A 23,948-nucleotide genomic window follows, 5' to 3' on the forward strand; every position below is an offset into this window, starting at 1 on the left:
CTCACGGCTCCATCCGCACGGTATAGGAGGCCTTCAGCCGGTTGACCGCTTCCCATGCGCGCGAGCGCGTCTCATCGACGCGCCATTGCCGCAAGACCTCGTCGCGCACATCCTCGAAATGCGCGGGCTCGCCGGGGCGGCGCGAGTCGAGGCGAACGATGTGCCAGCCTTCCTTCGATTGGAGCTTCGCCCAAGTTCCTTGCGGCAGCGCGAGCAGATCGTCGCGAAACTTCTCGCCGAAGGCGGGCGCGAGGCTGGTGACGGGGCGTGCGAGAATGGCGCGCGTGCGCTCGCGAAGCTCCTCCGATTCATGGCCGGCCGAGATGTCCTCGAGCCAGCGTGTGGCCTCGGCGGAATCGGCGGCTGGCGTCAGATAGAATCCGACACGCTCCGGCTCGTCGAAGCGGTCGCGATTTTGCTCGAACCAGGCGCGCAATCGCTCCTCGCTCGGCTGCGGCAGCTTGATCTGATCGAAGATGAGCAGTTGCAGCTTATAGGCGATGCGGTCGCGGATCATGTCGTCGCCGCGATCGACGCCGAGCGCTTTGCCTTCACGATAGAGAATCTCGCTCGCCACCCAGCTGTCGATCATCGCCTGCAGCTGCGGGTACGACGGGGCGCGCGCTTTGTCCTCGTCGAAATTATCGATGAAGGTCTGACGCAGCGCCTTGCTCACCGTGATGACGCGTTCGTCCTTGGGCGGGGGATGCAGTGCGGCGTCAGCGATGAAAACGAGCGCGCCGATCGCCAGAAAATGCAGGAGCGGCTCGCTTCGAAAGCGTTGCGCAGAAGCGTAGCCAGCCGACGCCGCATCGCCGAGCCGACTCCGAAGGAGAGCGAAGGAGAGGGAATTCACCATCGAGACCATATGCTTTTCGGATATGTCACGAGAGCAGCCTTATGCATCGGCGCATGCCTTTTGTCATCCGCGCCGCGACGAAAAAAGCGTGCTCCAACAAGAATAAAAGCGCGTCCTTGTAATGAAACGGTCACAAGACTGTCGTTGTCGTTCTTCCATATTCCGCGCGCCGATGCGTCGCTCGACGCCGGGGGGCTCGTCTATGTTTTTGCGGGGGGGTGGCATGCACCGTTCGAAATCTGCGGCTTTATTGACTGCCGCGTCTGTATCGCTCGCTTTGGGTCAATCGGCGTCCGCCGCGGGATTCGGCGAGGGTTCGCACAAGAATAATCCTTATGTCGCTGGCGACATGCACAACCACAACACCTGCACCGACGGGTCCGTCGCCGCGGGCTACACGATCGATCGTGCGGTCGGAACCGGTCAGGCCGCCGCCGGCGGAGCCAATTTCGATCTGGATTGGTTCACGCTCGGCAATCATGGCGGCTCGGGCAATCGCGATTGCCGCTTCGCCGACACCAGCGCCAATATTCCGGGCGAGACGACCACCACCTGGTCGCAGACGCTCGGCCAGACCATTCAGGGCATCACCATCACGGGCCTCAAGGGCTCGGCGAATGGATCGAACATGTGGCGCTGGCAGTCGATCGGCGAGGTCGAATATCCGATCATCGTCAATCGCACCGCGCAATATGACAAGGTGCTCGTCGAAGGTCTGGAATGGGTGGTTCCGGGGCATGAGCATACGGATGTGGCGGTGATCGCCGGCCAGCATCCGCGTCATGGCGGCAATGCCGACAAAATGGCGGAGTTCGAGTTCCGTTTCGACCGCGCCGACACCGACAGCATCGGTCCGGTCGACGCCAGCAATAATCCGCTGTGGCCCGGCAAGGACAATGTCAACAACTCGGGAACCGCCGGCCATGGAAAGGCGCTGGCGGGCCTGCAATGGCTGCAGGCGAACTACCCGCTGCAATCCTATGCGATCCCGACGCATACGGAGCGCCAGGGGCCGTTCTCGGCGACGGCCAGCAAAGGCTACAACATCGAGCATTTCCGCGACTTCAACAATGCGGCCCCGACGGTCGCTTTCGGCATCGAGTCTCCCGGCCATATGGCGGAAGGCGGCTTGACCGGGGGCTCGGGCTCCTATGGCTCCGGCGCGGTCGGCGGCGGCACTTACGGAATGGTCGGCGTCTATACGGCGAAGGTCGGCGGACTCTGGGACGGCCTGCTCGCGGAAGGCCGCAACTTCTTCATGTTCATCAGCTCGGACTGGCATAGCCGCGGCGCTTTCGGCGCGCGTGATCGCTACACCACGGCGGACTTCATTCCGGGCGAATATACGAAGCTCTATGTCCCGCATACCGGCGGCTTCCGCAATCAGTCGATCATCGACGGCATGCGCTCCGGCAACAGCTATTCGGTGAATGGCGACGTCATCGGGCCGGACTTCGAGTTCCGCGCCAGCGCGCATGGCCAGTGGAAGACGATGGGCGAGACGATCGTCGCGCGTCCCGGCGAGAAGATCCTGCTCGAGGTGGAGCTGACCGTTCCGGCGACGAACAACAGCCCCTATAGCTTCGACAATCCTCTGCTGGCGCAGATCGGCCAGCATCAGCCGCTGAACAAGCCGTCGATCGATCACATCGATCTCATCACCGGCAAGATCACCGGCGTCGTGTCGCCGGGCGCGCCCAATTACGCCGTGGCCAATGCCGCTGGCGTCGCCGGCGCGTCGATCGTCTATAATCCGACGGCGGCGATCGCCAAGCAGATCAATTGGCGGAACATGAAGGTCAAGAAGCAGCGCGACGGCTCGACGCGCCTCTCCTTCGAGACCACATTCACCATGGGCTCGGAGCCTGGCTATATTCGCGCGCGCGGCACCAATATTCCGGTGGCGACGCCCAATGTGACCGATAGCGCCGGCAATCCGCTGCTGGACGTCAATAATGCGGCGGTCAGCTGCACGGACAGCTCCTGCCCGGCGCATCTCGAATCCGTCAACGGCGTCAAGAAAGTGACGCATGACGTGCAGGCTTGGGCCAATCTCTGGTTCTATGGGAACCCGATTTTCCTGCGTCCCGTCGGCTCGCCGAAGCTGCTCGTCGAGCAGAACGCCGAGCTCGCGCAGCGTCTCGCGATCCAGCACGGTTTCGATCGCTGGCGTGAGGAGCACGCCGAGCGGGAACACGCCGAGCGGCATTGATCGCGCTTATTAGCGTAGCTTGGACGCCGGCGACGATTTTTCGTCGCCGGCTTTCTCGTATTGCGGGTTGATCCGACGATGCGGACTCTGCTTGTTTTCATGGCGACCATTCTCGTCTGCGCGGCTTTGCTGCTGGCGGCGCGGCGGGAGCCGCCGGCCGCGCCGAGCGCGCCCGCTACGCCCGCCGTCGTGGCCATCGAGACGACAGCGCCGGAGGACGCCGAGCCGACGCGCGAGGACTGCGTCGCCGCAGTGGATAAGGCGCAGGCGCTCGCCAATGCTCTGCCGAAGGAGCATCCTTCGCGCTACTTTGCGGAGCGCCATCTGCATCAGTCGATGGCCGAGGCCGGCAATGGCGAGTTCGACGACTGCCTCTATTGGGCGGCGGCGGCGTTCGATGAGCTGCGCGAGCTACGGCACCAGCTGCAGCCGGGAGAAACGCTCGGCGTGCTGCGGCCGGACGAGACGCCGGCGCCGCCGGCGCCTGCTCAAAGCGCAGAGAAAAAGCCCCTGCGCGACAAAGCGCGGAAATAGGCCTAGGATAGATTATGGATCAGATCGAGCCGCTTTTTCCCATTCCGCTCATGCGCTGTCCCGGCCTTTTGGACGCGGCGCTCGTCGAGGCCGCGGTCGAAGCGATCGGCAATGCGCGCATCGAGAAAAACCTGCGCTCGGAGCAGCTCTTTCACACGGAGATCGCCGACCCGCGCAGCGACGAGCTGTTTCGCCGCATGTCGGATCTCGCCATTCCCAAGCTCGTCGACTTCGGCGCGCTCCTCTTCGGAGAGCGGCTGGAATGGATGGTCAAGGAAATGTGGACCAATGTGCTCGAGCCCGGCGGCAGTCAGGCGCTACATTCGCACGCCAATAGCTTCGCCTCCGGCGTCTTCTATCTCACGCCCTCGCATCCCGGCAGCCGCACCGCTTTCGTGCGGCCGCCCGGCGGATTCGAGTTCAATTTTCGGCATCACACGCGCTCTGCGGCGATGGGGCCGTTCAACGCCGGAAAATATGTGGTTCCCGAGGCGGAGCCGGGCGATCTCATTCTCTTTCCGAGCTATCTCTATCACGAGGTGCCGAAGAATCAGGGCGGCGTGCGGGTGACGGTCGCGTTCAACGCGATCCCCGATCGTCTCGATTGCTGGGGCTATCAGATCAAATTCGCTCCGTGAGAAGGGCGCGCGCTCATTCGCCGCCAGTCTCGCCGCGCGCATTTCGTCTTTGCGGCGCGGCTTCGTCGATCGCCTGCAGCAGGCGCGCCGCCTCTTCGCCGCTCGACGCCGCGAGCGATCGCGCCATGGAGATCAGCGGCGCATAAGCGGGATCGAATTCCGGGCTGATGCGAAGCGTCTCCAGCAATCCCGGCGCGGCTGCGTCGACGAGCGCGCGGCCGCGCGGATCGCCGGGCAGCGCGGCGCCGACCTCGAGGAAGTGGTTGCGTGCGCGCCAATAGGCGGAGAGGCGCCGCGCGAGCGCGTCGTCCTCGCGCGCGAGCTCTGTGGCGTCGGGCGTCATCTCGCGCATGACGGCGAGCAGAGTGGTCCAGGGCGGCGCCGTCAGCGCGCGAACATTGCGGCGCGCGTCGAAGGTCACGAAAGGCGCATCATCGACATTGAGCGGCCCGGCGCCGGCGAAAGCCGCGAGCGCTTGGCCGCCGCCGGCGTATTGGCCGAGCAGATCGATCGGCGCGGCGAAGCCGAGCGGCCGCGCGACGCCGGCCATCGCCGGCGCGCTCAGCCGCGCGGAAAGAGCGGCTATGTCGAGAGGCGCATCGTCGCGGCGTCCGATTAGCGCGAGCATGGGCGTGCGCACGCTGTAATGATTGAGCCAGGCCGAAGCGCCGGGATAGGCGGAGAGAAAGCTGCGAATGATCGCGCGCAGGGACGGTAGATCGAGCTGATAGAGCGGCAGCCATTGGCAGAACAGGCCGCCGGGCGCGAGCCGCTCGCGCGTCGCCGTGAAATGCTCCACCGTATAGAGCGCGCCGCTTCCATCCAGAGCCGGATGAAAGAGATCGGCGACGATCACGTCATATTTCGCGCGATCGGCGAGAATATAGCGCCTGGCGTCGGCGACATGCACTTTGGGCTCTAGCGAGCGGGCTTCATCGGCGAACCACGGCAGGAGCGCCACGACTTCCGGCGATAGCTCGACCCCCTGCGCTTCGACGCCGGGCGTCATGGCGCCGCCGATGAGAGTGGCGCCCGTCCCGACGCCGAGGAACAGCGCCTCGCGCGGCGCCGGATGCAGCAGCAGCGGCAGCAGGGCCTGCCGAAAGTCGGAGCGCGCCGAGCTCGTGCCGCCCATGCGAAAATGGCCGTTGATGTCGAGATAGCGTACGCCGGCGGCGTCGACGACGACGCTGGCCGTGACGGTCGAGCCGTCGAGCGTCGCCAGCACGCGTCCGCCTTGCGGCGCGCGAATGAAGGAGGGCGCGGGGAGGGTGAGCAGCAGAGCGCCGGCGAGCATCGGCGCCGCTATGGGCGCGAGCGCGGCGAGACGGGGACGCAACAGCAGCAGATAGCCGAGCGCGATCGGTATGGTCGCGCGCCATACGCCGAATGTCGGGATAAGAAATTGCGCCGTCACAAAGGGCGCGAGCGCGGCGCCGAGACTGTTGACTCCGACCGCGAAGCCGAGAGAGCCGCGCAAATCCTGCGCCTGCTGCGCCAAATGGCCGAAGAGCGCGCCCATGGCGATGGAGGGTAAGGCGAAAAGGGCGAAGGCGGCAAGGAGTTCGTCGGCGACGCCTGAGCCGCCCGCATTCTCGGCGGCGCTCAGCACGATCGGCGCGAGCGCCGTCGTCGAAAGGCAGGCTGCGGCGGTCGCCGCGAGCAGCCAGCCCGTCGCCGCGTCGCCGAAGCGACGTCCGAATTTCTGCCACGCCAGGCCGCCGACGGCGGAGCCGAGAAGATAGGCGGCGAGCAGGCTCGCGAATGTGTAGACCGTGTCCTCGAGAACCTGCGCGGCGAGCCGCACGATCGTCATCTCGAAAGCGACGCCGAGAAAGCCGGTCGCGAAGAGAGCGCAGAGCAGGCGCGTAGCGGTCGCGCGCAGCATGCGGGGGAAGGGGCTCGGCTCGACCCTTCTCTGCAGAGCAATGGCGCCGATCGCGCAAACGGCGTTCACGCAGGCGAGGACGAGCAATGTTCGTGATAGGCCGAGCTGCGGCATCAGCACGAAAGCCGAAGCGAGCGCGCCGAGCACCGCGCCCGCCGTATTGGCGCCATAGACGCCGGCGGAGACGCGTGCATCGCCCGAGAGCGCCTTGGTCATGCGGGCGAGCGCGGTGAGCGTTCCGCCCATCGCCGTCGTCGCGGGAAGCAGCAGCAAAGCCGGCAGCGCGAAGCCGACGGCCCATAGCGCGGCGGGAGAGGGATCGACGCCGAGCAGCACCGGCGCGAGGCGTGCGGCCTGCTCGAGGACGAGGATGCTCGCCGCGCCCCAGAGTCCTATGGCCGCTTCCAGCAGCGCATAGGCGAGAAAGGGCGAAGGCGTGTTGCGGATGATCGCGTCGAGGAGGAAGGCGCCGAGGGCGAGGCCGGCGAAAAATCCGGCGATCACGCCGAGCACGGCCATCATCTCGGAGCCGACGACGAGGCTCGCCATGCGCGTCCAGACGATCTCATAGCCGAGACCGGCGAAGCCCGATGCGACGGTGATCGCGATCAGCGCTATGAGCTCGATCCGCGCTCGGCGCGCCGGATCGATATAAGTCCGCATCGTCCCATCATCCGTGAAGCCGCGAAACTTCCCGCCTATCGCGGCTTCGATACGGTTTGATGACGATCAGCGCAGCGACAGCAGATGGCCGCGGGTCATGCGCTCGAGCAGCAGGCTCACGAAAATCATGCCGACGCCGAACTCGAGCACATAGGCGCGGTCCAGAAATCCGGCGCCCACGCCATCGTAATAAGCGTAGCGCATCCATTCGATCGATTGCGCGATCGGATTATAGGATTGCATCGTGCGATAGGGCTCCGGCAGATTGTCCGGCAGAAAAACGGTGCCCGAAGCAAGCCATAGCAAAATGCGGAGCAACGCGAACATCAGCGCCCACATCGGCATGGCGAGAGCCAGCGTGCCGTTGAAGAATCCAATGCCGACGCCCAATATGATCGCGGCGGCATAGGCGAGCGCCGCCTGCTCTATGTCGCGCGGCGCGAGATTTTCGCCGAACGCCGTTCCCACGACGAGGAGAATCAGCACCACGGCGCAGGAGGAGAGGATTTCGAGCAGAATGCTCGCGATCAGGGCGTCCATCACCTTGACTTCTGGAAAAGCGAAGAGAGCTCTGCTCTGTAGGACGGACGTCATCATGAAGGTCGACAGATAGGCCTGCACTTGAAAAGGCACGGCGCCGGTCGCCACGAAAAGCGTGGTGCTTTCTCCGACGGGAGCCATGCGGCTATTGACGGAGAAGAGCGTGATGATGATCAATGTATGCACGAGCGGCCAAGCGATCGCCACCAGATAGCCGAGGCCGTGACCGAAGAAACGCGTGCGAATATTGCGGAGCATCAAGGCGAGCAGCACGAGCCGCTGGCGTCGAAATGCGTCCCGCAATTCCAATGTCGCGCTCTGCGTGGCGTACATGGGCTGCCTCCTCGAATTTGGCGATCTCCCGGCCGGAGCGCGCGGATCAGGGGCGCAGGATCTCGCCTCGAATAGGTTTCGAATATGGCGCCCGTGCGGCGCGGAAGCGCGATCGAGCCCGGCATTCCAGCAGCTCGATTCGATATCGCAATCCTCGGGCGGCGGCAAGATTGGCTGGCCGGGCGCCGCGAGACACGGAGCTTCTTGATCCGACGGCGGCTTTCACTTAAATAGAATTGCTCGTCGTCAGCGCGTTTCGCATTGGCGGTCTCTTTGTGGAATGGGGCGTTTCGATGCGCAGAGCCGCGAGCGTCATATCGATTTGCGCCCTTTCGCTCGGCGCGCCTTGCTCGGCGGCGCCGTCCGGCGTCAGCGTCGAGCCAGAGGCGCTCGCGCATTATTCCTATTGCGTCAACGAGGCGAAGGACCGCAGTTTCGTCTATGTTTTGTCGCGCCAGATTCTCTATCGCTGCCATGGCGACGTCGCCATCTCCTATTTCAACTATCTCGGCCATCATCATGTCCGGGAGCGGCGTCTCGAGGACGAGACCGGCGTCTATCTGTTTCGAATGATCAGCGGCGTCGGACGATGCTGGACCAAAATTCTCGACGAAGCGCGTCTTCCCGTCTCGGCCTTCGGCTGCGAGATCTACGTCGATATTTGAGCGTTCCGGCGCGCCGCCGCGCCGCGCTCGTCGAGACGGCGGTCCTTGCGGCGACTGCGCGCGGCGAGGGGCGCGCGTTGGCGCATGTCGTCTGGATCGCGCTCGCCGCTCTCGTCGTCACATTTCTCGATCTCGCGCAACTCGGATATTGGGCGGCGCCGACGCTGGTCCTGTTCGGCGCGCTCGCCTTCGCCTCTGTCTTCGACGCGCGCTTCCTCATCATTCCCGACGGACCGCTGATCGTCCTGCTGCTGCTCGGCCTCGCCTTGCTGCCTTTGCATGGCGAAGCGGCGGCGCTGCGCCTCGCGGGCGCGGCCGGCGGCTATGCGACTCTGCGAGCTGTCGACATGGCCTATCGGCTGCTGCGGGGGCGCGCCGGGCTCGGCCTCGCGGACGCGCATTTGCTGGGCCTCGCGGGCCTGTGGCTGGGGCCGGAGGCTCTGCCCGGCTGCCTGCTGATAGCGGTGGTCTCGGCCTTCCTCTCGGCGCTGATCGCGGCGCGCGACGGCGCGCTCGGCCATATGGCGCAGCCCATCCCCTTCGGTCCGCATCTCGCGCTCGGCTTCTGGCTCTGCTGGAGCCTCGGGCCGCTGGAGCCCGCTCAGAGCGGGTTTTGACGAATGTGCACAGTGAAGGAGGCGTCGATGCGCTTGCCGCGGCGTGTTCCCGCCAGCCGCACCGCGATGAGCTTCGGCGGCGTGTCGCGCTCCACCCACTCATTTGTCCAGACGGGCGGAGCATTGGGCTCCGGCGCGCCAAAATAGGAAAGCTCGAAGGCGGCGAGGCCGCGCAGCGCGGTGGCTGAGCGCGACGGGCGGCCGCCGCCGAACCACGTCTCCTGTCGCAGCACGCCGGAGCGCACATCGAGGTCGTCCGCGGATGCGGAGATTTCGGTGAGCGCCAAGCCGCCCCAATCTGCGCCGCCGTCGCTCGTCGTCACCAGGCGAATGCGATTCGCGTGGCCTTCGAAGGCGACCGTCGGCGGGCTGTCCCGTCTGTCGAGCCGAACGGGAAAGGCGCGGGACAAGATCGCCTCCAGCGCGCCGGCGGCCTCCTCCACCTCCTGCACGCCTTCATAATCTCGGCCGGTCTCCCAGACGCGCTTGCCGAGCCGAAAGCCGCCGGCGATGGTCCCGACGATCAGCGACATCAGCGCGATGGAGAGCAGCGCCTCCAGCAGGGTGAAGCCGCGGGCGCGGCGCGGAATTCTCATTGCGCCGGCCGATTGGCGTCGATCTTGACCGTGCGCAGCGTCAGCGCGTCGCCGGGGGCGGCGTCGCCCGGCCGGCGTATGGCGAGCGCCACGGGGCAGGCGACGATCTCGCCGAGACCGCCGGGGTCGGCGGAGGAGCGGCACGGGCCGACCGAAAGGCTCCAGACGAGTCCGTCCGCATAGCGCCCGGCGCTTTCGCCCATGGTGAGCGGCGTCGCGACGCCCAGCGCCTCCAGCTGCGAGCGTCCTTGACGCGCCGCGCGCAGCAGGAAATCGCCGCGGCTCTCATTGCGGGCGCCGAAGCCGACGCCCTGTAGCAGGCCGCCCAGCACCAGCGCGAGGATCAAAAAGGCCGCCAGCGCCTCGACCAGCGCGAAGCCGCGCCGCGCTAATGGAAGGCGCATCGCGTCGCTCCGGTGAGCCAATTGACGTCGATGTCCGCGCGTGCGCCGGCGACGCCGATTGTCAGCCCGCCGCCCGAGGAGCCGCCATCGGGGAAAAAGGCGATGGCGCCCCGCGAGGGCTCCGTCCGCTCGCGCGCCGAAACGGCCAGCTCTATGGCGGCGTCCTCCGGCAGCGCCGTCTCGGCGACGGCGGGGGAGAAGAAGGCTCTGCGCCGCAGATCGATCGTCAGCGCCTGCTCGCTCGCGGTGGCGATGGCGCGCATGCGCGTCGCCCGCAGCCCGGCGCAGAGCGCGCGCGTCGCGCTTTCGACGCGCAGGCGCGGCGACGGCCGGCGCGCGAATTGGCTCGCCATTCCGGCGAGCAGCGCGACGATCAGCAGAATGGCGAGCGTCTCCAGCAAGGCGAAGCCGCGCCGGCGCCGGGCGCTGCGCTCGTATGACCGCCTCATCGCAGAGCGAGGTCATTGATGCCGAGAACGGCGTCCATCACGGTCATCACCAGCCCGCCGACGATGGCGGCGATGAAGATGGTGAGGGTCGGGGTGATGAGGCCGACGGCGCGCTCCAGGCTGCGCTGCGTCTGCCGCTCGAACATCGCCGCGAGGCGCAGCAGCATGTCGTCGAGCCGTCCCGCCTCCTCGCCGATGCGCGCCATTGTCGCCGTCGTCGGGGGCAGGCGCTCGACGCGCTCCAGCGCGGAGCTCAGCGCGCCGCCGCCGCGCACCGCCTCGATCACCTTGGCCAGCTCGGCCGAGAAATAGCGATCCGATAGCACGGCGCGCGCGCTTTCTAGGCCTTGCAGCAGCGGCACGCCGGCCTTCAGCGAGGAGCCGAGCGTGTAGGCGAAGCGCGCCGTCTGCAATTTGGCGCTCAGCGGCCCGGCATAGGGCAGAGCGAGCAGCGAGCGATCGAAACGCACGCCGAACTCCGGGCTCGCCGCCGCATATCGGCGCAGCGAGACGATGAGCGCGATGAGGAGCGCGAGCGCGCCGACCGCCCATCGCCAATGCGCCGCGACGTCGATGACGAATTGCAGGCCCGCGGGCATGGGCTGGCCGCTGTCGACGAAGATCGGCGCGATATTGGGGACGAGCGCGCTCAGCACCACCGCCGTGGAGACGATGGCCAGCACGATCAGCAGCGCAGGATAGACGAGTCCGCTCTGAATGCGCGCGCGCATCTCGAGGCGGCGCTCCAAAATATCGGCCATGTCGCCGAGCGCCTGCGCCGCATTGCCCATGGTCTCGCCGGCGCGCACGATGTTGATGTAATCGGGGCCGAAGAGATCGGTCCGCGTCGCCAGCGCGTCGGAGAGCGACGCGCCATCGACGACGCGCCGCAATATCTCGTCCGCCAGCGCGCGCAAGCCGGGCGTCGCGCTCTGCGTCGAAAGCAGGCGCAGGCTGTGGTCGAGCGGAACGTCGGCCTGCTCCAGCGTCGCGAACTCGCGCGTGAAGGAGGCGATGTCGGCGGGCGAGGGCTTGCGCGCGCCGAACTGCAGAGACAGCAGCGAGCCCTTGGCGCTGGCGCGCGTCTCGCGCAGCGAGAGCGGCGTCAGCCCGCGCCGCCACAATGCGTCCTCGGCGTCCTCGCTCGAGCGCGCTTCTATGTCGCCCTCGATCAGATCGCCGATCGACGAATAGGCGCGATAGCGAAAATTGGACATGTCAATCGACCTGCGTCACGCGCAGCACCTCGTCGACGCTGGTCTCGCCGCGCCAGGCCTTGCCCATGCCGCATTGATACATCGTCGTCATGCCGGCGTCGCGCGCCGCCGCCGCCATCGTCGCCTCGGGCGCCGCCTCGCAGACGAGCCGTCGCATGGGCTCGGTCATGATGAGCATTTCCGCGATGGTCGAGCGGCCGGCATAGCCCGTGTGACGGCAGGCGGGACAGCCGACCGGCTGCCGGAGCCGCTCCGGCTCGCGCGTGAAGGCTTCGCCGGCGAGGCGGCTGCGCCAGCTCGCGCGCTCCGGCAGCGGGGCGCTGCAGGATGGGCAGAGGCGCCGCACCAGACGTTGCGCCATGATCGCCTTCACTGTCGAGGCGATGAGATAGGGCTCGACGCCCATGTCGATGAGGCGCGTGATCGAGCCCACCGCGCTATTGGTGTGCAGCGTCGAGAAAACGAGATGACCGGTCAATGAGGATTGTATGGCGATCTTCGCCGTCTCCGCGTCGCGAATCTCGCCGATCATGATGATGTCCGGGTCCTGGCGCAGCATGGCGCGCAGGCTGCTCGGAAAGTCGAGGCCGATAGCCGGCTGCACTTGCACTTGATTGACGCCGGCGAGCTGATATTCGATCGGGTCTTCGACGGTGAACACTTTCACTTCGGGATTGGCCAGCTCCTTGAGCGCCGTGTACAGCGTCGTCGTCTTGCCGCTGCCGGTGGGGCCGGTGACGAGCGCGATTCCATTGGGGCTGCGCATCACCTTGCGCAGCGAGGCGATGACGCCGGGCTCGAAGCCGAGCGCGTCGAAATCGAGCGCGACTTGGCTGCGGTCGAGAATGCGCAGCACGATGCTCTCGCCATGCGCGGTCGGAATGGTGGAGACGCGAAAATCGATATCGACGCCGCGCACGGCGAGCTTTATGCGCCCGTCCTGCGGCAATCGCCGTTCGGCGATATCGAGTCGCGCCATGATTTTTATGCGCGAGGTGATGGCGGCTTTGAGGCCCGGCGGCAGAGTGTCGACCGTGCGCAGCGCGCCGTCGATGCGATAGCGCACCTGCACCGCGTCGAGCCCGGGCTCTATGTGAATATCCGAGGCGCGCGCCTCGATCGCGCCGCCGACGATCTGATTGACGCGCCGAATCACCGGCGCCTCATTGGCGATGTCGCGCAGGCGCTGCAGATCGAAATCGCTGGCGTCTTCCGCGCGTATGTCGGTCTCGACGAGCGCCGAGCCTTCCGAGCGCTCGCCATAGAGGCTGGCCCAGGCTTTCTCGAACAGCGCCGGCGTCGCGATGCGCAATTCGAGCGCGAGGCCGGTGGAATAGGCGAGCGCCTCCATCGGGCCGTTCTCCAGCGGATCGGTGACGGCGAGCGTCAGCCGCTCATGCGTCGCGGCGAGCGGGAGAATGCCATTGGCGCGGATGAATTTCTTCGGGATTTTCGCCTCGAGCACCGGCTCGCTGGGCGTCTCCTCCGCCGACATCACGGGAATGCGCAGAAATCTGCCGAGATGAATGCAGAGATCATTCTCGGACACGAGGCCGAGCTTGGTCAGCACATGGTCGAAACGCTCGCCGCTCTGCCGCGCGGCGCGCTGCGAGCGTTGCAGCGCCAGCTCGTCGACGACCTTCTCGCTCAGCAGATAGGCGCCGAATTCCTCCAGCAGCGCGCCGCTCTGCGCGTTCGGCCGTGGCGACGTCGCCTGCGAAGGCGTTCCTTGCGAATATGCGCCGTCCATCATCGCGACCACTCGTTGGAAAAGCTCAGAATAGCCTCGCCGCCCTCCGCTGTCGAGGCTCTGGCGCTACGCAGGATCGGATGGTAGCCTCGCAGCGTTCCGGGCGCAATCGCGCCGAGCAGCGAACGAGCGAGCGTCAATGTCGTCGGCGTCGATGGAGCCGAGGCGCCGCCCCCTCGGCAGGGGCCGGCGCGCGTCTCATATTTTGCTTTTTTTCGCGGCGATCGCGTCCGTTTGTCTCGTCGCGCCGCGCGTTGTGGCGGGAACGTCATATTTATTCGCTACGGCGGAGGCCTGCATCGCTTCCGGGCGATTCTCGCGACAGGGCTGCGCGCATGCATTCGGCAATTCGCTGATCGAATTGCGCGAGCGCATGGCGCGTTTCTCGACGCGGTGGAAATGCGAAGCGAAGTATCGTCTATGCGAGAAAGACGCGGGCGCCGAGGAGGCCTATCGGCCGGCATTGCTCGGCGTCGAGATCATGACCGGCGGCGAGCCGAAGGTTACGCCGATCCTCGCGGTGGAGACGCCTCCGCGCACATTCACGGCGCAGCCGATCTCCCGCGCGATCGAGCCCACGCCGCATTTCGCGGTAGGTTTCGCGCCCATCCTGCCAGCCGGACGCTTTCACGCGAAAGCGAAGGTCGCGGCGGAGGAAGCCTCGCGGAGCGTGGACGAGGAGATCGTCGATATCGACGCGCCGCCGCCGCGCGAGGATGTCGGCCCGGCGCGGCGCGAATCCTCCGCGGCGCGGCGCCAGCGTCTGCGTGCGGCGCCCTTCGTCGAGTGATTTCTACAGTGACGGCGACTGCTGGCGGGGTCCTTGGTGCGATCGGGGCTCTCGTGCTAGCGTGCGGGCGAGCGCGAGCTTTGCTATTTCGAAGGCTCGATTGCTCGTCGAGTGATATTCGTCTGGTCATTGGAGGAATTGAAAAATGCTGAAGAAACTCGCTCAGGCGAGCGCTTTCGCGCTCATCTCTGCTTCGAGCGCCTCGGCCGATGCATGGTTGTCGCGTCAGAACGCCTGCAGCAAATTGCCGTCGTGGCAGGAGCTTCACGACAAGCTGCAGTCCGTTATCACGCAGGGCGGCAATAGCGGCCTCGGTTTCAACATGTGGGCGACGATCGTCGCCAATGACGGAACTGTCTGCGCCGTCGCCTTTTCGGGCGCCGACTATAAAGGCCAATGGCTGGCGAGCCGCGTGATCTCGGCGCAAAAGGCCAATACAGCGAATGGCCTCAGCCTTGCCAAGGGCGTCACGCCGGCGAGCTCCGCATTCGGAACGCGGGGCCTCGCTCTGGCGACCGCCAATCTCTATTCGGCTGTTCAGCCCGGCGGCAGCCTGTTCGGCCTGCAGTTCAGCAATCCCGTCGATCCCGATGTCGCCTATCTTCAGCAGAACGGCCAGCCCAATGATCCCGGGACCTTCGGCAAGTTCAATGATCCGCTGGTCGGCCGTCCCATCGGCGGCGTCAATGTGTTCGGCGGCGGTCTCGGCCTTTACGACAAGGGCGGCGTCAAGGTCGGCGGCGTCGGCGTGAGCGGCGACACGTCCTGCACGGACCATTTCGTCGCGTGGAAGCTGCGCAGCCTTCTCAAGCTCGATCGCCTGGGTGAGACGTCCGCGGGCGCGGGCGATGGCGTCGCGGGCGTGAACGCGGATCCGAAGCGTCCCGACAATATCGTGTTCGACATAACGGCGGGAGTGAGCGCGAGCGGCTGGGGCCATCCCAAATGCGACGGCGGGCTCGTCCCGACCTCGCTGCCGCCCGTCCGGCCTTTGAACTGATCTCGAGGGGAGGGCGTCGATCACGCCCTCCCTTTCGATCGCAACGAATTGGGTCCGAGGTCACGATGTCGTCGTCCATCTGGCGTAGAGAGCTCTTCGAAGGCTCGCTCGGGAGTTCCGCCAGCCGCGCGTGGAGCTGGTATCGCGGCGAATTTTTTGCGCTATTCGCTCCGGCGACGCTCGCATGGCTGCTCGATCGCGGCGAGCGGCGCCTGCTGTTGCGCGTCGGGCATGGGCTCTCGCCGCTGCAATTGCTCTCCGCCGATGGCCAGCCGCTCGCCGAGCCCGTCTCGGCGGAAGAGCTGTCGCGCGTCTCGATCGACGAAGCGCTGGAGCGGCGCGGCGCGGCGCGCGCGGCGACGAAGATCGTCGTGGAAATTCCGCGCGAGGCGTTTTTCGTTCGACGCTTCGACGCGCCGCTCGCCGCGCAGTCCGATCTGCCGCGTCTTCTCGCGGCGGAAGTGGAGCGCAAGACGCCCTTCCTGCTCGCCGATATCGTGCATGGCCATATCGTCCAGCCGCATTCGCAATCGCCCGGCAAGCTCGTCGTCGAGCAATGGATTTTACGCCGCGATCTGTTGCCGGCTCTTCTCGACGGCTCGGGCCTGTCCATCGACGATCTCGACATAGTGCAGCCGGCGCTCGAGGGCGCCGCGCTCGTTCCCGCGCTCGCGCTCGGCCGCGCGGCGGAGGCGCCGCATCGGGAGCGCGCCGCGGCGCTGATCCTCGCCGTCGTCGCCATTGTCTTTCTTATCATCGGCGTCGGCGTCACGCTCTGGCGGCAGGACAATGACGCGGCGGCGCTCGATGTCGAAATCGCCGAAGTGTCGCGCCGCGCCGCAGATGCGCGCAATCTCGCCGAGCAGGCCGCCTCCGAGAGTCGCCTCCTCGCCACGCTGCGCGGGGAGCGCGCGAAATATCCGGCCTTCGCCGATCTCTGGGAGGAGGTCTCGCGCCTTCTGCCGGATGGCGCTTTCGTTTCCGATATGCGTCTCGTCGAGGCGCGCGAGGGCGAGCGCTCCATCGAGATCGTCGGCCTCGCCGATTCCGCCGCGAGCCTTCCCGCGCTGTTCGATCGCTCCACGCTTTTCGCGGACGCCAAGCTGACTGCGCCGATCACGCCCGATCCGATCGAGAAGCGCGAGACCTTCTCGCTGCAGGCCAAAGTGAGACGCAATCCATGAGCCGGTCAGGCCTATGGCGCTGAGCCCGACATCCCTCTCGCATCATCCGCAATGGTCGCGGCGCGCGCTGTTCTTGGGCGCCAATGCGCTGGCGGCGCTGCTGCTCTATTTCATTTTCGTCGAGCCGCTGCGCGCCTTGCTCGGCGAGCGCGCCGAGGGAATCGTCGATCGGCGCGCCACGCTCGCGCGCTATGCGGCCGTCGCCACGCAGGAGAAGGTGGTGCGGCTCTATGCGCAGCAGGTGGCGGAGAGCAATGCGCAGGGTGAATTGCTCTCCGGCGCGACCGAAGGCGTCGTCGACGCCAATCTGCAAGCGCTGCTGAAGGCCGCGGCGGATCGATCCGGCGCCATGGTGAGCTCGATTCGCATGTTGCCCGCCAAGACGGTGAATGGCGCGTCGCTGGTCGGCGCGCGGCTCGATGTGAGCGGCTCGATCGAATCGCTACATGCGCTGGTCCGCTCGCTCGAGAGCGAGACTCCGCTGCTGCTGGTGCTGACGGCGTCGCTGCGTCGTCAAATGCCGGTCTGGGGCGCGCAAGCCGCCAATGACGGCATGCTCGCCGCGCAATTCGACGTCTTCGGCGGCGCCTCGAAGGAGCGCTCATGACGCGCGCGCTCGGCACGCGCATTCGCGCGCTCATGGGCGAGCTGCGCTTGTCGCCGCTCGCCGCCATGCTGCTGACGTCGCTGGCGGCGTTGGACGTCGCGGCTCTCGCTTTCGCGCTTCTCGCATGGATCGGCCCGGACGATACGGCTTCGCCGGCGAAATCGGATTGGCGTCCGCCCAGCGTGCTCTCGTCCGTCTCCGGGCCGGGGCCGCTCGCGCGCGAGGACGCGCAGACATTGTCGCGGCCAATCTTCTGGAAATCGCGGCGTCCGCGCCCGATCGTCGCCAAATCGGATCGTGAGGGCTTTGCCGGAATTCCCACCGCGCCCGCAGGCCTCTCGCTCTCGGCAATCGTGCGCGCCGGCGCGTCTGCGCGCGCATTCGTCGTTTCCAGCGATGATCCCGAAGGCCGCTGGCTCACGCCGGGAGAGTCGGTGCAGGGCTGGACGATCGCCGAGGTCGGCGAGCTGGAATTGAAGCTCGTCAATGGCGCGCAATCGGCGCGCCTGCAGCTGTATCCCGCGCAATCGCAATGACGTTTCATCGTTTTGCGCGACGAGGCGAGTGGCGCATGACCGACAATCATGTTAGGTGGCGTGAGCTTGTCTATTCGGTAGCGTCCCAGAGGCGAATGTGCGTCTGCCATTATTCCATTCGAGCCTGATCGCCCTTCTCTCGGTCGCAGTTTCCGGCTGCCAGAACGCGAGCGATCCTCCCGTCGCCGAATGGAGCCGCGAGTCGCTCGATGTCGCCGCCGCTTCCAGGGGTGGAACGAAAAGCCGCTTCTCCGCAGCGCGTGGACGCCTTCCCGCGGAGGCGATCGTCGGCAGCGGGCGTTTCGTCGGCGAGAGCGTGGCGCGCCGCAAGGACGAGTCCCGCGACGAGAAGGAAGGCGTCAGCCTCAATCTCGCCAATCTGCCCATTGCGCAGGCGGCGAAAGTGGTGCTGGGCGATATTGTCGGCGTCGATTATGTCGTCGATCCGCGCATCGACGGCAGAGTGACCGTGCATACGGCGCGGCCCGTCAAGAAATCCGTCGCGATCGACTTGTTTCAATCGGCCTTGCGCGTTTCCGGCGCCGCCATTGTCGAGAATGACGGCATCTACAAAATCGTGCCGCTGGATCAGGCGGCGGCCGGCTCCACGCTCTCCGTCGCGCCGCAGCCGCTCGAGTCGGAGCGTCTCGGCAGCGGCGCGCGAATCGTGCGTCTGCGCTATGTCTCGGCGTCGGAGCTCAAGCGCGTGCTGGAGCCGATCACGCGCCAGGGCGCCGTCGTGCGCGCCGACGATCAGCGCCGCACGCTCACCTTGACGGGCAGCGCGCAAGAGATCGCGGCGATGGAGGACGCCATCGCGCTCTTCGACGTCGACACGATGCGCGGCATGTCCTTCGCCGTCGTGCCGGTGACGAGCGCCGATCCAGACGCGCTCGCCGAGAATTTGCGCAAGGTTTTCGGCTCGGAGCGCGAAGGGCCGATGAACGGCATGATCCAGTTCATCGGCAATAAGCATCTGTCGGCCATATTGGCGATCACGCCGCAGCCCGGCTATCTCGCGCGGGCGCGCGCCTGGATCGAGCGTCTCGACGCGCGGGCGGAAGGCGTTCAGAAGCAGTTCTTCAGCTATCGCGTGCAAAATCGCCCGGCCAAGGAGATGGTGCAGGTCGTCGCGTCCATGTTCGGTCGCGACGCCGGCGTCTCCAAGAGCAATGAGGTCTCGCCGCGTTTCGGCTCCTCGGCGCTCTCCACCTCCTCGAGCGGCTTGTCGTCGGGCGCGGGCGGCGGCGGCTTCGGGTCTTCGAGCCTCGGAACCTCCGGCGGTCTCGGCTCTTCTGGCGGTTTCGGCTCGTCGAGCGGCTCTTCCACGGGACAGCTCGGCTCGATCGCGCCATTGAACTCTGGCGGCTCGAACGGCGGCTCTGCCTTCGGCGGCTCCGCGTCGAATGGCGCCGCCAATTCCAATAGCGCGCAGGATCAGACATCGTCGACCGCCTCCGCGCTCGGCGAGGACAGCCGTTTCAAGATCGCCGTGGACGAGGCCAAGAACGCCATTGTGGTGATGGCGACGCCGGAGGACTACAAGCGTCTTCTGCGCGTCATCGAGAAGCTCGACGTGCTGCCCAATCAGGTGTTCATCGAGGCGACGATCGCCGAGGTGTCGCTCAATGACGATCTGCATTTCGGCGTGCGCTGGTTCCTGCAGAAGAAGTCGTCGCTCTCCGGCTTCTCCAACGGCGACGCCGGCACGCCGGCGGCCAATGACACGCTGGGCAATAATCTGCTCGGCACCGCGGTGGGCGCGGTGTCGCCCGGCTTCGCCTACGCGCTGCGCGCGACCAATGCGCAAGTCACGCTCAACGCGCTCAACCAGATCACCAATGTCAATATCGTCTCGACGCCATCGCTCACCGTGCTCGACAATCGTCAGGCCGTTCTGCAGGTCGGCGATCAGGTGCCGGTGACGACTCTCTCCGGCGCGACGGCGCAGGGCGGCATCACGACATTCAACTCGGTGAATTATCGTGACACCGGCGTCATTCTCGCCATCACGCCGCATATCAACGAGAGCGGCCGCGTGATGCTGGAGCTCGAGCAGGAGGTTTCCAATGTCGCCTCCGGCGCGAGCTCGACGACGACGACGCCGACGATTCAGCAGCGCCGCGTGAAGACGCAGGTCGTCGTCAACGACGCCGAATCGCTGATGCTCGGCGGCCTCATTCAGGATTCGCGCACGCGCGGCTCGTCCCAGGTTCCCGTGCTCGGCGATGTGCCTTTGTTCGGCAACGCCTTCAAGGACAAGACCGATTCCTCGGGCAAGACCGAGCTGCTCATCATGATAACGCCGCATGTGGTGCGCACGCTCGGCGAGGCGCGCGACATTACCGACGAATATAAGCGCAAGCTGCTGAACATATCGACGCGCGCGAAGGTGCGTCCGCATAATATCGAAGGCGCGGCGCGGCGCATTCTGCTGGACGAGTAGAAACGAATTTTCGTCAGCAGGGCGCCGCTGCTGCGCCGGCGCCGAGCAGCCTCTGATTGCGCGCCGGCGCGCGGCGCGTCTCCAGCATGGTGAAGGGGAGACGCTCGTTCGGCCGTAGCGCCACGACCATCTCCACGACGCCGATCGCGCCATTGAGCAGAGCGGCCTCCGCGTGGATCGAATAGGTTCCGCCGCCGAGGACGCCGTTTTGGCGATATTCCGGCGGAAAGCGCGTATCGCGGCGATCGAGGCTATTGGGAAAAGGCTTGACGGAAAGGGTGCGAACATCCGCCGCCGAATAGCGCGCCAGCGCGGCGAACAACGCCGGCGGCGCCGTGCGCGCATCGACTCCGACGCTATGCGTATGAACGGTGACGACCGGCAGCAGCGCGCGCAGCAGCTGCGGCTCCATGCCCTCGACCTGATCCAGCTCGAGCGCCGTTTGGAAGGGCGCATGCTTTGGCGCGAAGGGCCGGTCGGAGGAGGGCGGGGGCGCTGCGAGCCGCGCGAATTCGGACGTCTGCGCCTCGCGAAATGCGATGATCGCGCGAGACAACGCGCCGGGGTCGGCCGCTCCGAAACCGCGCAGAGCCGCCTCGAGAAGCTGGGGAGACGCGGCGTTGAGGTCGAGCTTGCCGCTCTCGTCCTCGATCGAGATCGCGACAGTGGCGCCGGCGAGTGAGCAGAGGCGCGGCGATCCATCGTGAACGGGGGGCTCGGCTTGCTGCGCATTGAACGGCCGCTGCTCGGCGATCAATCCGAAAATCGCGAGATTAATGGCGCCTTCGGCGATGAGCCGCGTCTTGATCGATGCGGAATTATCGACGGCGCTGCGCAGGCGCAAGCGCGCGGTCGCCATGAAGGAGGTCATCAGCAGAATAATGACCCCGAGGCCGAAGATCACGATGAGAAGCGCGAAGCCTTTTCTCTCGGCGATCTTTCGGCCATGCGTCATGCGAGCGGCGAATATGGTCAGCGCGCCGCCGTGTCGCGGCTGCGCGTGAGCGATCCGGGGCCGCCCTCGCGTCCGTCGGGTCCGAGCGAGCCTATGTCATAGGGCCCGTTCTGTCCGGGAGCGCGATAGAGATAATCATGTCCCCAAGGGTCCTTCGGCACATTGGCGGATTTCAGATAGGGGCCGTTCCACACGGAGGCGCCGGCCGGCCGCCGCGCGAGCGCGGAGAGGCCTTCTTCCGTCGCGGGATAGCGGCCGACGTCGAGATAGAAGAGATCGAGCGCGCTCGAAATATTCTCCATCTGAATTTGCGCGGTCTTCACCTTCGACTCGGAGAGATAGTTCAGCACGCGTGGACCGACGAGGCCGACGATCGAGCCGATGATCGCGAGCACGACCAGCATTTCGACGAGCGTGTAGCCGGCGCGCGCGGAGCGAAGCGCGCGGCGTTGCGAAAGGGTCGAGGCTTTGAGCGGAAGAATGGCGCGCATCGGACTCGTAGGGCTGGGCGTTCACACGCGGAAAAAAGCGTCGCGAGACTAGGCAGAGCGGGGCGATGTGTCCAGCCGCGCAACGGCTTTCTCGGCAAAGGAATTCGCGCCTTTCGTCATCGTCGCGACATGCGAGCATGTCTTGGCGGGCGATGCGCGTTCGCGCCGCGGCTTGACTCTCCTTCGTCCGTGGCGATCAACTCCGCTCATGCGCAGACGAATCGCACGACGGCCCTCGGCCGCGAGGCCCTATCCATGAAAGTCGTCGGCCTCTTCGCCGGCATAGGCGGGCTTGAGCTCGGGCTCGCTCGCGCCGGACATGATTGTCTCATGTTCTCCGAAAACTGGCCGCTCGCCGCAAAGGTGCTGGCGACGCATTTTCCGCAGACGCCCAATGTGGGCGATGTCGCCGCGCTGCGCGCGCTGCCGGGCGAGACGGAACTGGTCACGGCCGGCTTTCCCTGCCAGGATTTGAGCCAGGCCGGCCGCACGCAGGGCATTGGCGGGCGCAAATCCTCGCTGGTCAGCCATGTGTTCCGCCTGCTCGACGAGACGCGCGCGCCGCATGCGCTTCTCGAGAATGTCTCCTTCATGCTGAGCCTCGATCGCGGACGCGCCATGGCGCGGCTGGTCTCCGCTTTCGAGGAGCGCGGCTATCGCTGGGCCTATCGCGTCGTCAACACGCTCGCCTTTCTGCCGCAGCGGCGCGAGCGCGTGCTGTTTTTCGCCTCGCGCCTCGCCGATCCGGCCGATATTCTGCTGGTGGACGAGGCGACGCCGCGCCCGCGCGCGACCGCGCTGGCGACGCACGCCCATGGCTTTTATTGGACGGAGGGCGTGCGCGGCCTCGGCTGGGGGCAAGATTGCGTGCCGACATTGAAGAACGGCTCGACGCTCGGCATCGCCTCGCCGCCGGCGATTCTGCTCCCCTCCGGCGAGGTGGTGACGCCGGATATTCGCGACGCCGAGCGCTTGCAGGGTTTTCCGGCCGACTGGACCGCCCCGGCCGAGGCGCTGGGCCGTCCCGGCTGGCGCTGGTCGCTGGTCGGCAATGCGGTGAGCGCGCCAGTGGCGGAATGGGTCGGCGGCCGGCTCGAGGCGCCGGGGCGCTATGATCCGGCCCGCGACGGCGCGGTTCTGGAGGAGGGCGCCCGCTGGCCTCGCGCCGCGCGCTATGACGGCGAGCGGCGCCTCGGCGTCGAGATTTCTGCCTTTCCTGTCTGGCGCGATCGTCCGCCTCTGCATGTTTTCCTGCAGCATAAGGGCAAGCCGCTGTCCGAGCGCGCGAGCGCTGGGTTTCTCGCCCGCACCATGCGGGCCAAGCTGCGATTCGAGCCCGGATTTCGGGAGGCGGTGGCCGCCCATCTCGAGGCGATGCGCGCCGGCCCCGGCCTCGCCGCCGCCCAATGAGGACGCCGCCGGCCAGCGATCCGGCGCGCTCGGCGCTGATGAAGCGGGTGCGGCAGTCCCGCACCGGGGCGGAGGAGGCGGTGGCCGCGGCGCTGCGGCTGGCGGGGCTCCATTATCGGCGCAACGCCAAAGGCCTGCCCGGCGCGCCGGATTTCGCCAATCGCAGCCGGCGCTGGGCGCTCTTCGTCAATGGCTGCTTCTGGCACCATCACAAGAATTGCCGCCGCGGCACGATCCCGAAACAAAACAACGCCTTCTGGCTGGAGAAATTCGCCGCCAATCGCGCTCGCGACGCCCGCAAGGCCAAGGCTCTGAGGGCGCTGGGGTTTCGCGTCGCGATCCTGTGGGAGTGCGAGGCGCAGGACTCGCCCCGCCTGACGGCGCGCGTCGCCCGGCTCGCCGGGCTGTGGGGGCGGGGACAATTGGACGGGAAGCGGTAGAGGGCGGTTCACGCCGATCGCCCACGCTTCTGGCCATGCGCCCGCCGAATTGCTACAAGCCGCGCAGGGAGCGGTCTATATTCCGTTCCAGCCCCTCGAGATTCACCGCGAGCCAGCCGAGCCATGCGCAGCGCCAAATACGAGCGCGACACGAAAGAGACCCGTATCGCCGTCGCCGTCGATCTCGACGGTGAGGGCAAATCCGATATTTCGACCGGGATCGGCTTTTTCGACCATATGCTCGACCAGATCGCCCGCCACGCGCCGCTCGACCTCACCGTCGCGGCCAAGGGCGATCTGCACATAGACGGCCATCATACGGTCGAGGATGTGGGCATAGCGCTCGGCAAGGCGGTGGATCAGGCGCTCGGCGACCGCAAGGGCATCGCCCGCTATGGCGACGCCCATGTGCCGCTGGACGAGGCGCTCTCCCGCGTGGTGGTGGACGTCTCCGGCCGGCCCTTCCTCGTCTTCGACGTCGCCTTTCCGGCGGCCAAGATCGGCGAGTTCGACACCGAGCTGGTGCGCGAGTTCTTCCAGGCTTTCGCCGTCAATGCGCGCATCGGCCTGCATGTGGAGGCGCTGCGCGGCGTCAATTCGCATCATATCGCGGAGTGCTGCTTCAAGGGCTTCGCCCGCGCCCTGGGCAAGGCGACAGCGCCCGATCCGCGCCGCGGCGGCGTGGTGCCTTCCACCAAAGGCACGCTCACCGACTGAAAGGGAG

24 protein-coding genes are annotated in these 23,948 nt (G+C 66.5%); 14 read left to right on the forward strand and 10 right to left on the reverse strand.

What is annotated here, in order from left to right; translation table 11 throughout:
- Position 1: 1 nt before the first annotated feature.
- Positions 2 to 859, reverse strand: coding sequence for a peptidylprolyl isomerase (locus GYH34_RS08470; protein ID WP_348983911.1), 858 nt, complete (start codon positions 857 to 859; stop codon positions 2 to 4).
- A gap of 223 nt (positions 860 to 1,082) precedes the next feature.
- On the opposite strand from GYH34_RS08470, the gene GYH34_RS08475 reads away from it, so the two are divergent.
- The 3 genes from GYH34_RS08475 (at position 1,083) to GYH34_RS08485 (ending at position 4,243) form a co-directional block, all read left to right on the forward strand.
- On the forward strand, positions 1,083 to 3,071 hold the full coding sequence (locus tag GYH34_RS08475; RefSeq protein ID WP_161913198.1) for a hypothetical protein: 1,989 nt from the start codon (positions 1,083 to 1,085) through the stop codon (positions 3,069 to 3,071).
- 78 nt (positions 3,072 to 3,149) lie between these two features.
- Positions 3,150 to 3,605, forward strand: coding sequence for a hypothetical protein (locus GYH34_RS08480; protein ID WP_244635323.1), 456 nt, complete (start codon positions 3,150 to 3,152; stop codon positions 3,603 to 3,605).
- Positions 3,606 to 3,619: 14 nt separating this feature from the next.
- On the forward strand, positions 3,620 to 4,243 hold the full coding sequence (locus tag GYH34_RS08485) for a 2OG-Fe(II) oxygenase family protein (protein WP_036291866.1): 624 nt from the start codon (positions 3,620 to 3,622) through the stop codon (positions 4,241 to 4,243).
- Between the two features lie 13 nt (positions 4,244 to 4,256).
- On the opposite strand, the gene GYH34_RS08490 is transcribed toward GYH34_RS08485, so the two are convergent.
- Both GYH34_RS08490 and GYH34_RS08495 read right to left on the reverse strand, forming a co-directional pair.
- Complete coding sequence (locus GYH34_RS08490) at positions 4,257 to 6,794, reverse strand: spermidine synthase (RefSeq protein ID WP_161913199.1); 2,538 nt, start codon at positions 6,792 to 6,794, stop codon at positions 4,257 to 4,259.
- A 66-nt stretch (positions 6,795 to 6,860) separates the two neighbouring features.
- Complete coding sequence (locus tag GYH34_RS08495; protein ID WP_161913200.1) at positions 6,861 to 7,667, reverse strand: ABC transporter permease; 807 nt, start codon at positions 7,665 to 7,667, stop codon at positions 6,861 to 6,863.
- Positions 7,668 to 7,960: 293 nt separating this feature from the next.
- Between GYH34_RS08495 and GYH34_RS08500 the strand changes: the two genes are divergently transcribed.
- Together GYH34_RS08500 and GYH34_RS08505 are read left to right on the forward strand one after the other, a co-directional pair.
- On the forward strand, positions 7,961 to 8,332 hold the full coding sequence (locus GYH34_RS08500) for a hypothetical protein (RefSeq protein WP_161913201.1): 372 nt from the start codon (positions 7,961 to 7,963) through the stop codon (positions 8,330 to 8,332).
- On the forward strand, positions 8,329 to 8,949 hold the full coding sequence (locus GYH34_RS08505; protein WP_161913202.1) for a prepilin peptidase: 621 nt from the start codon (positions 8,329 to 8,331) through the stop codon (positions 8,947 to 8,949). The genes GYH34_RS08500 and GYH34_RS08505 overlap by 4 nt, the downstream gene beginning before the upstream one ends.
- Here GYH34_RS08505 and GYH34_RS08510 read toward each other — a convergent pair.
- Genes GYH34_RS08510 through GYH34_RS08530 form a run of 5 tightly spaced genes read right to left on the reverse strand, consistent with a single transcriptional unit; the run spans position 8,934 to position 13,368 of the window.
- Complete coding sequence (locus GYH34_RS08510) at positions 8,934 to 9,545, reverse strand: type II secretion system protein (RefSeq protein ID WP_161913203.1); 612 nt, start codon at positions 9,543 to 9,545, stop codon at positions 8,934 to 8,936. The two genes, GYH34_RS08505 and GYH34_RS08510, sit on opposite strands and share 16 nt — an antisense overlap.
- Positions 9,542 to 9,949 carry a type II secretion system protein gene (locus tag GYH34_RS08515; RefSeq protein WP_161913204.1) on the reverse strand — a complete coding sequence of 136 codons (408 nt, stop codon included), beginning with the start codon at positions 9,947 to 9,949 and terminating at the stop codon, positions 9,542 to 9,544. Before GYH34_RS08515 ends, GYH34_RS08510 begins: the two co-directional genes overlap by 4 nt.
- Positions 9,934 to 10,398 carry a type II secretion system protein GspH gene (locus GYH34_RS08520; protein ID WP_161913205.1) on the reverse strand — a complete coding sequence of 155 codons (465 nt, stop codon included), beginning with the start codon at positions 10,396 to 10,398 and terminating at the stop codon, positions 9,934 to 9,936. Before GYH34_RS08520 ends, GYH34_RS08515 begins: the two co-directional genes overlap by 16 nt.
- Positions 10,395 to 11,615, reverse strand: a complete 1,221-nt coding sequence (locus GYH34_RS08525; protein WP_161913206.1) for a type II secretion system F family protein — start codon at positions 11,613 to 11,615, stop codon at positions 10,395 to 10,397. The genes GYH34_RS08520 and GYH34_RS08525 overlap by 4 nt, the downstream gene beginning before the upstream one ends.
- Position 11,616: 1 nt before the next feature.
- Positions 11,617 to 13,368, reverse strand: coding sequence for a GspE/PulE family protein (locus tag GYH34_RS08530; RefSeq protein WP_161913207.1), 1,752 nt, complete (start codon positions 13,366 to 13,368; stop codon positions 11,617 to 11,619).
- A gap of 151 nt (positions 13,369 to 13,519) precedes the next feature.
- On the opposite strand from GYH34_RS08530, the gene GYH34_RS08535 reads away from it, so the two are divergent.
- The 6 genes from GYH34_RS08535 (at position 13,520) to gspD (ending at position 19,928) form a co-directional block, all read left to right on the forward strand.
- Entirely contained in the window at positions 13,520 to 14,155 is a 636-nt protein-coding gene (locus tag GYH34_RS08535) for a DUF1190 domain-containing protein (protein ID WP_244635352.1), read from the forward strand.
- Between the two features lie 145 nt (positions 14,156 to 14,300).
- A complete protein-coding gene (locus GYH34_RS08540; protein ID WP_161913209.1) occupies positions 14,301 to 15,155 on the forward strand; it encodes a heme-binding protein in 855 nt (284 codons plus the stop codon).
- Between the two features lie 65 nt (positions 15,156 to 15,220).
- Positions 15,221 to 16,339, forward strand: coding sequence for a PilN domain-containing protein (locus GYH34_RS08545; RefSeq protein WP_161913210.1), 1,119 nt, complete (start codon positions 15,221 to 15,223; stop codon positions 16,337 to 16,339).
- 13 nt (positions 16,340 to 16,352) lie between these two features.
- Positions 16,353 to 16,946, forward strand: coding sequence for a type II secretion system protein GspM (gspM, locus tag GYH34_RS08550; protein WP_161913211.1), 594 nt, complete (start codon positions 16,353 to 16,355; stop codon positions 16,944 to 16,946).
- Positions 16,943 to 17,482: a hypothetical protein gene (locus GYH34_RS08555; RefSeq protein WP_161913212.1), complete on the forward strand. Its 540-nt coding sequence runs from the start codon at positions 16,943 to 16,945 to the stop codon at positions 17,480 to 17,482. The genes gspM and GYH34_RS08555 overlap by 4 nt, the downstream gene beginning before the upstream one ends.
- Before the next feature lie 97 nt (positions 17,483 to 17,579).
- Complete coding sequence (gene gspD / locus GYH34_RS08560; protein WP_161913213.1) at positions 17,580 to 19,928, forward strand: type II secretion system secretin GspD; 2,349 nt, start codon at positions 17,580 to 17,582, stop codon at positions 19,926 to 19,928.
- A 13-nt stretch (positions 19,929 to 19,941) separates the two neighbouring features.
- Here the strand turns inward: gspD and GYH34_RS08565 are convergent, their stop codons facing one another.
- Together GYH34_RS08565 and gspG are read right to left on the reverse strand one after the other, a co-directional pair.
- Positions 19,942 to 20,883, reverse strand: coding sequence for a type II secretion system protein GspK (locus GYH34_RS08565; RefSeq protein ID WP_161913214.1), 942 nt, complete (start codon positions 20,881 to 20,883; stop codon positions 19,942 to 19,944).
- Between the two features lie 17 nt (positions 20,884 to 20,900).
- Positions 20,901 to 21,374, reverse strand: a complete 474-nt coding sequence (gene gspG, locus GYH34_RS08570) for a type II secretion system major pseudopilin GspG (RefSeq protein ID WP_161913215.1) — start codon at positions 21,372 to 21,374, stop codon at positions 20,901 to 20,903.
- A gap of 255 nt (positions 21,375 to 21,629) precedes the next feature.
- On the opposite strand from gspG, the gene dcm reads away from it, so the two are divergent.
- From dcm to hisB, 3 genes are all read left to right on the forward strand, one after another.
- A complete protein-coding gene (gene dcm, locus GYH34_RS08575) occupies positions 21,630 to 22,784 on the forward strand; it encodes a DNA (cytosine-5-)-methyltransferase (protein ID WP_161913216.1) in 1,155 nt (384 codons plus the stop codon).
- Complete coding sequence (locus tag GYH34_RS08580) at positions 22,781 to 23,224, forward strand: very short patch repair endonuclease (protein ID WP_161913217.1); 444 nt, start codon at positions 22,781 to 22,783, stop codon at positions 23,222 to 23,224. Before dcm ends, GYH34_RS08580 begins: the two co-directional genes overlap by 4 nt.
- A gap of 123 nt (positions 23,225 to 23,347) precedes the next feature.
- Positions 23,348 to 23,941: an imidazoleglycerol-phosphate dehydratase HisB gene (gene hisB / locus GYH34_RS08585; RefSeq protein WP_161913218.1), complete on the forward strand. Its 594-nt coding sequence runs from the start codon at positions 23,348 to 23,350 to the stop codon at positions 23,939 to 23,941.
- Positions 23,942 to 23,948 lie beyond the last annotated feature (7 nt).

Source organism: Methylosinus sp. C49 (assembly GCF_009936375.1).
In the GTDB taxonomy this organism is placed as follows: domain Bacteria; phylum Pseudomonadota; class Alphaproteobacteria; order Rhizobiales; family Beijerinckiaceae; genus Methylosinus.

Coding starts and splice junctions, on each gene's coding strand:
- GYH34_RS08470 (WP_348983911.1), bottom strand. CDS start 859: ATGGTGAATTCCCTCTCCTTCGCTCTCCTTCGGAGTCGGCTCGGCGAT.
- GYH34_RS08475 (WP_161913198.1), top strand. CDS start 1,083: ATGCACCGTTCGAAATCTGCGGCTTTATTGACTGCCGCGTCTGTATCG.
- GYH34_RS08480 (WP_244635323.1), top strand. CDS start 3,150: ATGCGGACTCTGCTTGTTTTCATGGCGACCATTCTCGTCTGCGCGGCT.
- GYH34_RS08485 (WP_036291866.1), top strand. CDS start 3,620: ATGGATCAGATCGAGCCGCTTTTTCCCATTCCGCTCATGCGCTGTCCC.
- GYH34_RS08490 (WP_161913199.1), bottom strand. CDS start 6,794: ATGCGGACTTATATCGATCCGGCGCGCCGAGCGCGGATCGAGCTCATA.
- GYH34_RS08495 (WP_161913200.1), bottom strand. CDS start 7,667: ATGTACGCCACGCAGAGCGCGACATTGGAATTGCGGGACGCATTTCGA.
- GYH34_RS08500 (WP_161913201.1), top strand. CDS start 7,961: ATGCGCAGAGCCGCGAGCGTCATATCGATTTGCGCCCTTTCGCTCGGC.
- GYH34_RS08510 (WP_161913203.1), bottom strand. CDS start 9,545: ATGAGAATTCCGCGCCGCGCCCGCGGCTTCACCCTGCTGGAGGCGCTG.
- GYH34_RS08515 (WP_161913204.1), bottom strand. CDS start 9,949: ATGCGCCTTCCATTAGCGCGGCGCGGCTTCGCGCTGGTCGAGGCGCTG.
- GYH34_RS08520 (WP_161913205.1), bottom strand. CDS start 10,398: ATGAGGCGGTCATACGAGCGCAGCGCCCGGCGCCGGCGCGGCTTCGCC.
- GYH34_RS08525 (WP_161913206.1), bottom strand. CDS start 11,615: ATGTCCAATTTTCGCTATCGCGCCTATTCGTCGATCGGCGATCTGATC.
- GYH34_RS08530 (WP_161913207.1), bottom strand. CDS start 13,368: ATGATGGACGGCGCATATTCGCAAGGAACGCCTTCGCAGGCGACGTCG.
- GYH34_RS08535 (WP_244635352.1), top strand. CDS start 13,520: ATGGAGCCGAGGCGCCGCCCCCTCGGCAGGGGCCGGCGCGCGTCTCAT.
- GYH34_RS08540 (WP_161913209.1), top strand. CDS start 14,301: ATGCTGAAGAAACTCGCTCAGGCGAGCGCTTTCGCGCTCATCTCTGCT.
- GYH34_RS08545 (WP_161913210.1), top strand. CDS start 15,221: ATGTCGTCGTCCATCTGGCGTAGAGAGCTCTTCGAAGGCTCGCTCGGG.
- gspM (WP_161913211.1), top strand. CDS start 16,353: ATGGCGCTGAGCCCGACATCCCTCTCGCATCATCCGCAATGGTCGCGG.
- GYH34_RS08555 (WP_161913212.1), top strand. CDS start 16,943: ATGACGCGCGCGCTCGGCACGCGCATTCGCGCGCTCATGGGCGAGCTG.
- GYH34_RS08565 (WP_161913214.1), bottom strand. CDS start 20,883: ATGACGCATGGCCGAAAGATCGCCGAGAGAAAAGGCTTCGCGCTTCTC.
- gspG (WP_161913215.1), bottom strand. CDS start 21,374: ATGCGCGCCATTCTTCCGCTCAAAGCCTCGACCCTTTCGCAACGCCGC.
- dcm (WP_161913216.1), top strand. CDS start 21,630: ATGAAAGTCGTCGGCCTCTTCGCCGGCATAGGCGGGCTTGAGCTCGGG.
- GYH34_RS08580 (WP_161913217.1), top strand. CDS start 22,781: ATGAGGACGCCGCCGGCCAGCGATCCGGCGCGCTCGGCGCTGATGAAG.
- hisB (WP_161913218.1), top strand. CDS start 23,348: ATGCGCAGCGCCAAATACGAGCGCGACACGAAAGAGACCCGTATCGCC.